Source organism: Kitasatospora sp. NPDC059571 (genome assembly GCF_042735675.1).
Lineage (GTDB): Bacteria > Actinomycetota > Actinomycetes > Streptomycetales > Streptomycetaceae > Kitasatospora.
In genome coordinates, this window is record NZ_JBHWBW010000375.1 from 1 (window position 1) to 7793 (window position 7793).

Sequence of the window (7793 nt, forward strand, 5' to 3'; positions counted from 1 at the left end):
GGACGGCGCAGTGCCGTCCGGGGCCGCGTGCCGTGCCGGGGTCAGACCTTGAGGTACTTGCGGAGGGTGAAGAACGCCGCGATGCCGGCCATCACCATGCCGACCACGATCAGCAGCGGGATCACCGTGAGCACCGAGGACAGGCCGATGAACTGGATGAACAGCACCCGCTTGGCCAGCCAGTGCTGGACGAAGAAGTGGCCGAGCAGGAGCAGGCCGGAGGCCATGATCGCGCCGAGCAGGGCGGAGACCGCGGCCTCCGCGATGAACGGCATCTGCACGTAGAAGTTGGACGCACCGACCAGGCGCATGATGCCGGTCTCGCGCCGCCGGCTGAAGGCGGACACCCGGACGGTGTTCACGATCAGCAGCAGCGCCACGAAGAGCATCAGCACCATGATCACGAAGGCGGCGGTCTGGAGGCCGTTCAGCAGGCCGAACAGGTTCTCCAGGATGCGGCGCTGGTCGTCGACCGACTTCACGCCGGGCTTGCCGGCGAAGGCGCTCTGGATGACGTCGTACTTGGTCGGGTCGTTGAGCTTGACCCGCCAGGACTGGGGCATCGCCTCCGGACCGACCGCCGCGAGCAGCGGGTTGTCCGGGTTCGACTCCTTCCAGTGCTTGTACGCCTCGGTGGAGGACTCCAGCGTCGCCTTCTGCACCAGCGTCGTCATCTTGTCGAGCTGGGCCTTGACGTCCTCGACCTGCTGCTGGGTGGCGGCACCCGCGGCGCACTGGGCGGAGGCCGGGGCATCGAACTTCGTACAGAAGGAGATGCTCACCTCGACCTTGTCGTACCAGTACCCCTTCATGGAGTTGACCTGGTCGCGGACCAGGAGGCTGCCACCGGCGAGGGCGAGGGAGAGCGCGACACTGACGATGACGGCGATGGTCATCGTCAGGTTGCGGCGGAGACCGACTCCGATCTCCGACAGGACGAACTGGGCGCGCATGCTTCTCTTCTCAATCCGGGGTCGATGCAGGCAGGGCGGTCAGGCGTTACGGCGACGTGCTAGCTCTGGTAGCCGTACACACCGCGGGCCTGGTCGCGGACCAGCAGCCCCTTGTCGAGTTCGATCACGCGCTTGCGCATCTGGTCGACGATGGCCTGGTCGTGGGTGGCCATCAGCACCGTGGTGCCGGTGCGGTTGATCCGGTCGAGCAGCTTCATGATGCCGACGGAGTTCTGCGGGTCGAGGTTTCCGGTGGGCTCGTCCGCGATCAGCAGCATCGGGCGGTTCACGAAGGCGCGCGCGATCGCCACGCGCTGCTGCTCACCACCGGACAGCTCGCCGGGCATCCGGTCCTCCTTGCCGCCGAGGCCGACCAGGTCGAGCACCTCGGGCACCACCTTGTTGATGGCGCTGCGCGGCTTGCCGATGACCTCCAGCGCGAACCCGACGTTCTGCGCGACGGTCTTGTTCGGCAGCAGGCGGAAGTCCTGGAAGATCGTGCCCAGCTGGCGCCGCATGTGCGGCACCTTCCAGTTGGACAGCTTGCCGAGGTCCTTGCCGAGCACGTGCACCGCACCGGTGCTCGGCCGCTCCTCGCGCAGGCACAGCCGCAGGAAGGTCGACTTGCCCGAGCCGGAGGACCCGACCAGGAAGACGAACTCGCCCTTCTCGATCTCCAGCGAGACGTTGTCCAGGGCAGGGCGGTTCTGCTTGGGATAGGTCTTGGAGACGTTGTCGAATCTGATCACGGCTGCATCACGGAGGCCATCCTAGGTGGAGCCGCCCACTGCCCCTGGCCGGGCAGCAGCGGTAGGAACGGCATCCTCCCCCACCGCTCCAGGTCTGGGACCATACGCGAACCCGCCGCCGACCCGCAGTGGCCGGTCGAGTACTGACCGTTGTTTCGACAGGAATTGATCCGATCTGTCCGTAAAACGACTGCCGGATCCGTGCGATCTATCTCACAGTTGGCACCGGGAAGCCCCGCGCTGCGGGCGCCGAGCACCCCGGGACCTGGCACAGTGGAGGGAAGGGCGGAACCATCGGCCCTTCCGGTGCGTTTGCAGTGAGCAAGGAGGAGATCGCATGACCTGCGACCATCTGGTGTGCGCCAACTGCAACGGCCGCGTGAGCGAGGGCCGGTGCCCGGTGTGCCGGGCCAACCGCGCCAGGCTGCGCGAGCAGCAGGGGCCGTTCGCCGCGCTGACCCCGGCCACGCTGCTGGCGCTGCTCGCGGCGCTTTTCGCGGTGGCACTCATCGCCCGACAGGCGCTCGCCTGACCCCCAAGACGCCCGAAGGGCCCCGGAGCCGGAGCTCCGGGGCCCTTCGTTCACGCCCGGCGCGGGCGCGGCGCTCAGCTCGCGGTCTCCCGCTGCTTGCGCCAGCGGATGCCCGCCTCGATGAAGCCGTCGATGTCGCCGTCCAGCACCGCCTGCGGGTTGCCGACCTCGTGCTCGGTGCGCAGGTCCTTGACCATCTGGTACGGGTGCAGCACGTACGAGCGCATCTGGTTGCCCCAGGAGCTGCCGCTGTCCTTGAGGGCGTCCATCGCGGCCTTCTCCTCCTGGCGGCGCCGCTCCAGCAGCTTGGCCTGGAGGACGTTCATCGCCGAGGCCTTGTTCTGGATCTGCGACCGCTCGTTCTGGCAGGAGACCACGATGCCGGTCGGGAGGTGGGTGATGCGCACCGCGGAGTCGGTGGTGTTGACGCCCTGGCCGCCGGGGCCGGAGGCGCGGTAGACGTCCACCCGCAGCTCGCCCTCGTCGATGTCGACGTGGTCGGACTGCTCGACGACCGGGAGCACCTCGACGCCGGCGAACGAGGTCTGCCGGCGGCCCTGGTTGTCGAAGGGCGAGATGCGCACCAGGCGGTGGGTGCCCTGCTCGACGGAGAGGGTGCCGTAGGCGTACGGCGACTTCACGGTGAAGGTCGCGGACTTGATGCCGGCCTCCTCCGCGTACGAGGTGTCGTAGACCTCGGTCGGGTACCCGTGCCGCTCGGCCCAGCGCAGGTACATCCGCATCAGCTGCTCGGCGAAGTCGGCGGCGTCGACGCCGCCCGCCTCGGCGCGGATGTTGACCAGCGCCTCACGCGCGTCGTACTCGCCGGACAGCAGGGTGCGGACCTCGAGCTCCTGGACGGCCTTCTTGACCGACTCCAGCTCGTTCTCGGCCTCGGCCCGGGTGTCCGCGTCGTTCTCGGCCTCGGCCAGCTCGAAGAGGACCGCCAGGTCCTCGACCCGGCTGCGCAGGGTCGAGACCTTCCGCAGCTCGCCCTGCAGGAAGGAGAGCCGGCTGGTGACCTTCTGGGCGTTCGCCACGTCGTTCCACAGGTCGGGCGCGGCTGCCTCCTCCTCGAGGCGTTCGATGTCGGCCCGGATCTTGTCCAGGTCGAGGACGGCCTCGATCGACCCCATGGTCGTCTCGAGGTTCTTGAGCTCTTCGGAAGGATCGACGGCTGCCACGCCTCAAGGGTAATGGTTCGTGGAGACCGTGCGGCTACACCGGGGGCCCGGCCTCCGCGGCGGCCTGCCGGAGCAGCGCGTGCGCGCCGCCAGCGGGCGGCTCCGCGGCGAAGGCGCTGTACGCGGCGGCGGCGCCGGCCAGCAGCAGCACCAGGGCGATCAGCACCGCGGCCATCCGCCGGCGGCGCACCAGCTTGCGGCGCCGGTGGCTGGTGACCGGGGCCGCGCCGGTGCGCTGGGCGCGCGACTCGGCGGCGTAGGAGGCCAGCTCCTGGGCGGACGGGCGGCGCATGCTGGTGTGGGTGTCGCGGGTCGAGTCCGGCGAGGGGGCGGGCACCAGGGGCACCGCCGGGCCGCGCCGGCGGCGGTGGGTGCCGGTGCCGGTGTCGGCCTCCGCGTACACCGCCTCGCCCGGGGTGAGCACGTCCTCGACCGGGGCCCGCTGCGCCGGGACGGCCAGCGGCGGCAGCCCGGCCAGGATCGGCAGCTGGTCGCGGAGCCGGCTGGCGAGCTCGGCGGCGCGCAGCCGGGAGGCGGGCGCCTTCGCCAGGCACTCGGAGATGATCCGCCACAGGCCCTCCGGCATGCCGGCCACCGGCGGGACGTTCTCGGTGACGTGCCGGCGCAGCACGGCGCCGGTGTGGCCGCCGCCGAAGGGCGTGTGGCCGACCAGCAGCTCGTACAGCACGGTGGCGAGGGCGTAGATGTCGACGGCGGCGCGCGGCTCCAGGCCCTCGATGATCTCCGGGGCGAGGTAGTCGGGGGTGCCGATGATGCGGGTGGCGCGGGTCCGGCGCGGGGCGTCGACCAGTCGGGCGATGCCGAAGTCGGTGAGCTTGGCGCGGGGGGCGCCGCCGGGGCCGGGCGGGGCGGCGAGGTCGAGCAGCACGTTCTCGGGCTTGACGTCGCGGTGCACGATGCCGGCGGCGTGCGCGGCCGCCAGGCCGTCGGCGACGTCCGCGATCACCGAGGCCGCGTGCAGCGGGCTGAGCACCCCGTCGCGCTCCAGGCGGGTGCGCAGGTCGGTGCCCTGCACGAGGTCCATCACCAGGGCCAGGTCGTCGCCGTCCACGACCATGTCGTGCACGCCGACCACGCGGGGGTGGTCGAGGCCGGTCAGCGCGGACCGCTCCTGGACGAAGCGCCCGACCAGCACCTGGTCGGAGGCCAGGTCCTCGCGCAGCAACTTGACGGCCACCGGCCCGTCCGGGCCCTCGCCGAGCCACACGGTGCCGGCAGAACCCCGGCCGATCACCTGGTGGACGGTGTAGCGGCTGCCGATCTTGCGTGCCAATGCTGCTCCGTGGGCTCGGTAGGTCGGTGCTCAGCGACCAACCTACGCGTCCGGGAGGCCTCCGGGGGACGCCGGAGGCCTCGGAGGGGGCACCTTTTGACGGGAAATTTGTGAATTGTCGACAAAGCGCCAAAACCGCCGCCTGTCGGACCGTCAGATCAGCCCTTGCCGGTCGCCTTGTTGATCCAGTCGCTGACGTCCCCGAACCAGTGCTGCACGTTGTGCCAGTACACCGGCAGGTCGGTGAAGTTCCAGAGCGCGACCGCGGCGATGCCCAGGATCAGCAGCACCATCAGGCAGCCCTTCAGGCAGCCCAGGCCCGGGATGTACATCCGGTTCCGGCTGCGCGGCCGCGGCTCGCGGGCCGGGGCCGGCTCGCGTCGCTGCGGCGCGGGCTCGGTGCGGCGCTGCGGCGCGGGCTCCGGCCGGCGGGCGGGGGCCGGCGCGGGCGGCTGCGGCGGCGGGTACGCCTGCGGGGCAGGCGCGGCCTGCCGGTAGGGCTGCTGCTGCGGCTGCTGGTAGCCCGGCGCCTGCTGGTACCCCTGCGGAGCCTGGCGGGCCTGGTACGGCGGCGGGGCGACCGGCGGGCGGCGGTCGTAGCCGCCGCGCTGCCCACCGCCCTGCTGCGGGCCCCCGTAGCCGTTCTGCGGGGGCTGCGGGGGCTGCTGCTGCTGCGGACGGGCGGGGCCACGGCCGCCCGCCTGGTACGGCTGCGGGGCCACCTGCGGGCGGCTCAGCTCCTCCGGGTCGAAGTAGCCGATCTCGGTCTGCTGGTTCCGGTCGCGGGCCGCGCGCAGCTGGGTCTGCCACGGGTGCGGCGACTCCGGGCTCCCGGCGCCCTGGCCCGGCGCGGCGGGCGGCATCGGCGGCATCACCCGGGTGCGGTCCTCCGGGGCCCCGCCGGGGGCGGCCGCCATCCCCATGACCTGCGTCGCGGCGGCCGGGTCGAAGCCGCGCGAGGGCAGCACCTGGGTGGCGTCGGCGGCGCCGGTCGGCACCGAGGTGACGGTCGGCGTCGGGGCGGCGGCGGCCAGCGCCGGGTCCGGCACCAGCAGCGCGCCGACGGCGAGCGCGGCCTCCACCGCGGCGGGCGAGGAGTGCACCCCGATCCCGGCCGCGACCACCCGCAGCGCCTGCCCGAGCGAGGTGGCGGTGGGCCGCTCGGCCGGGTTCTTGCGCAGGCAGCGCTCGATCACCGTCCAGAGCGGGTCCGGCATCGAGCGCGGCCGCTCCGGCTCCTGCGCGAGGTGCGCCTGCAGGACCGCCAGCGGCCCGTCGCCCTGGAACGGCGGACGGCCGGTGACCAGCTCGTAGAGCATGATGCCGGCGCCGTAGACGTCCACCGCGGCGGTCTGCGGGCGGCCCTCCGCCGACTCCGGCGCGACGTACGCGGGGGTGCCGACGAACTCGTGGGTGCGCGTGATGCCCGGGGAGTCCGCGAGGCGGGCGATGCCGAAGTCGGTCAGCATCGGGTGCATCTGCTCGGTGCCGTCGCCGGAGAGCGTGGTGGCCAGCAGCACGTTGGCCGGCTTGAGGTCGCGGTGCACCACGCCGTCCGCGTGGCTGACCGCCAGCGCGTCCGCGACCTGCGCCATCAGCAGGGCGCCCGCGATCGGGCTGAACGGGCCGTTCGAACGCAGGTAGTGGAACAGGTCCGGGCCCTGCACGAGGTCCATCACGAGGGCCAGCAGCTCGCCCTCGACCACCAGGTCGCGGACCCGGACGATGTTCGGGTGGGTGAGCCGGAGCAGCACGGAGCGCTCCCGCAGGAAGCGCATCACCACGTCCGGGTCGGCCGCCAGCTCCTCGCGCAGCACCTTGACCGCGACCGCCTGGCCCGGCTCCAGCCCGGGGACGGCGACGTCGTCGCGGACCCGGCCGCGCCAGACCGTACCGGTGGCCCCGCGCCCGAGGCTCTCCTCGATCAGATACTTGCTGCCGACCGGCCGCACCTGTGACTCCTAGTCGCCCGGCCCGCCGCCCGGGACCGGACGGACGAGACCCACGTTTTCGCAAACTCTAACGGTGCCCGGGGCGCTTGCCGAGGCGAGCGCCCGGCGCGCTGGGCGGAACTCTCGGGGGCATCCCCTAGGGGGTGACGGGGCTGACGTATCGTCGGGGCCGCCCCTGGGATGATCGCAAGATCGTCAAATCCGGTACCGTGCCCGGACCGTCGGCCCAGGGTGGCAGGATGGCAGGCACCACACGTGTGCAGAAGGGACCTGGGCGAGATGCAGATCCGGCTGACCGTCCTTCGACCGCGCAGCGGGCCGGCAGGCGCCGGACCGGCCACGGACGTGCTGGTCACGGCCCCTGCCGGCACGGAGCTGGGCGCCGTCGCGGGGGCGCTCGCGGGCGCCGCCGGGGTGCGCGGACCGCGCTCGGCGACCCAGGCGCAGCTCTACGCCGGGGCCGAGCCGCTCGACGACCGCGCCCTGCTGGGCAGCCCGCCGCTGGTCGACGGCGCCGTGCTCGCCCTCGGCGAGCCCGACCCGGACACCGACCCCGCCGGGGCGCCCGCCACCGCCGAGCTGCGGGTCGTCGGCGGCCCCGACGCCGGCGGCGTGCACCGGCTGCACGGCGACGAGGTCAGGGTCGGCCGCTCCAGCGACGCCGACGTCCCGCTGGACGACCCCGACGTCTCCCGGCTGCACCTGTCCGTGCACCTCGCCGACGGCCGGATCACCGTCCGCGACCTGGGCTCCACCAACGGCACCCGGCTGGACGGCCGGTTCCTGCGCGACGAGGCCGCCGAGCTCGCCGAGGGCGAGCTCGTCCGGATCGGCGAGTCGACCCTGCGGATCGCCGCACCCGGCCCCGACCGCTCCCCCGCCGACATCGGGGAGAAGTCCGGGGCGCCGCGCCCCGCCCTGCCGGACGGCGAGGGCCACCTACGGCTCGCCCCGCGGCCCTCGCCGCGCACCGCGGCCACCGCACCCGCCGCCCCCGCACCGGAGCAGCCCGCCGCCGGCGCGGGCGGCCGGGCCCGCGCCCGCCAGTGGCGGGGGGGGTTTCACCACAGAAGCGGCCGCCCCGGTGGGGGGGGGTGTTGGAGGGGGGGGGCGGGGGAGGTAAACGGGG

Annotated in this window: 7 protein-coding genes; 2 read left to right on the forward strand and 5 right to left on the reverse strand. The window is 73.2% G+C overall.

Going from position 1 to position 7793, the window contains the following annotated elements; all coding sequences use genetic code 11:
* Positions 1-41: 41 nt before the first annotated feature.
* Both ftsX and ftsE read right to left on the reverse strand, forming a co-directional pair.
* The gene (gene ftsX, locus ACFV0G_RS30035; RefSeq protein ID WP_380554860.1) at positions 42-953 is read right to left on the reverse strand and encodes a permease-like cell division protein FtsX; all 912 of its coding nucleotides are present in this window, start codon (positions 951-953) and stop codon (positions 42-44) included.
* A gap of 59 nt (positions 954-1012) precedes the next feature.
* Complete coding sequence (gene ftsE / locus ACFV0G_RS30040; RefSeq protein ID WP_380554862.1) at positions 1013-1702, reverse strand: cell division ATP-binding protein FtsE; 690 nt, start codon at positions 1700-1702, stop codon at positions 1013-1015.
* Between the two features lie 337 nt (positions 1703-2039).
* Between ftsE and ACFV0G_RS30045 the strand changes: the two genes are divergently transcribed.
* Positions 2040-2234, forward strand: a complete 195-nt coding sequence (locus tag ACFV0G_RS30045) for a hypothetical protein (RefSeq protein WP_380554864.1) — start codon at positions 2040-2042, stop codon at positions 2232-2234.
* 74 nt (positions 2235-2308) lie between these two features.
* Here ACFV0G_RS30045 and prfB read toward each other — a convergent pair whose 3' ends face one another.
* The 3 genes from prfB to ACFV0G_RS30060 form a co-directional block, all read right to left on the reverse strand.
* Entirely contained in the window at positions 2309-3418 is a 1110-nt protein-coding gene (gene prfB, locus ACFV0G_RS30050) for a peptide chain release factor 2 (protein ID WP_380554866.1), read from the reverse strand.
* Positions 3419-3452: 34 nt separating this feature from the next.
* On the reverse strand, positions 3453-4712 hold the full coding sequence (locus ACFV0G_RS30055; RefSeq protein WP_380554868.1) for a serine/threonine-protein kinase: 1260 nt from the start codon (positions 4710-4712) through the stop codon (positions 3453-3455).
* A 158-nt stretch (positions 4713-4870) separates the two neighbouring features.
* Positions 4871-6664, reverse strand: coding sequence for a serine/threonine-protein kinase (locus tag ACFV0G_RS30060; protein ID WP_380554870.1), 1794 nt, complete (start codon positions 6662-6664; stop codon positions 4871-4873).
* Positions 6665-6919: 255 nt separating this feature from the next.
* Here ACFV0G_RS30060 and ACFV0G_RS30065 point away from each other — a divergent pair.
* Positions 6920-7793, forward strand: an 874-nt coding sequence (locus ACFV0G_RS30065; RefSeq protein WP_380554872.1) for an FHA domain-containing protein, incomplete at its 3' end; no start/stop codon positions are given.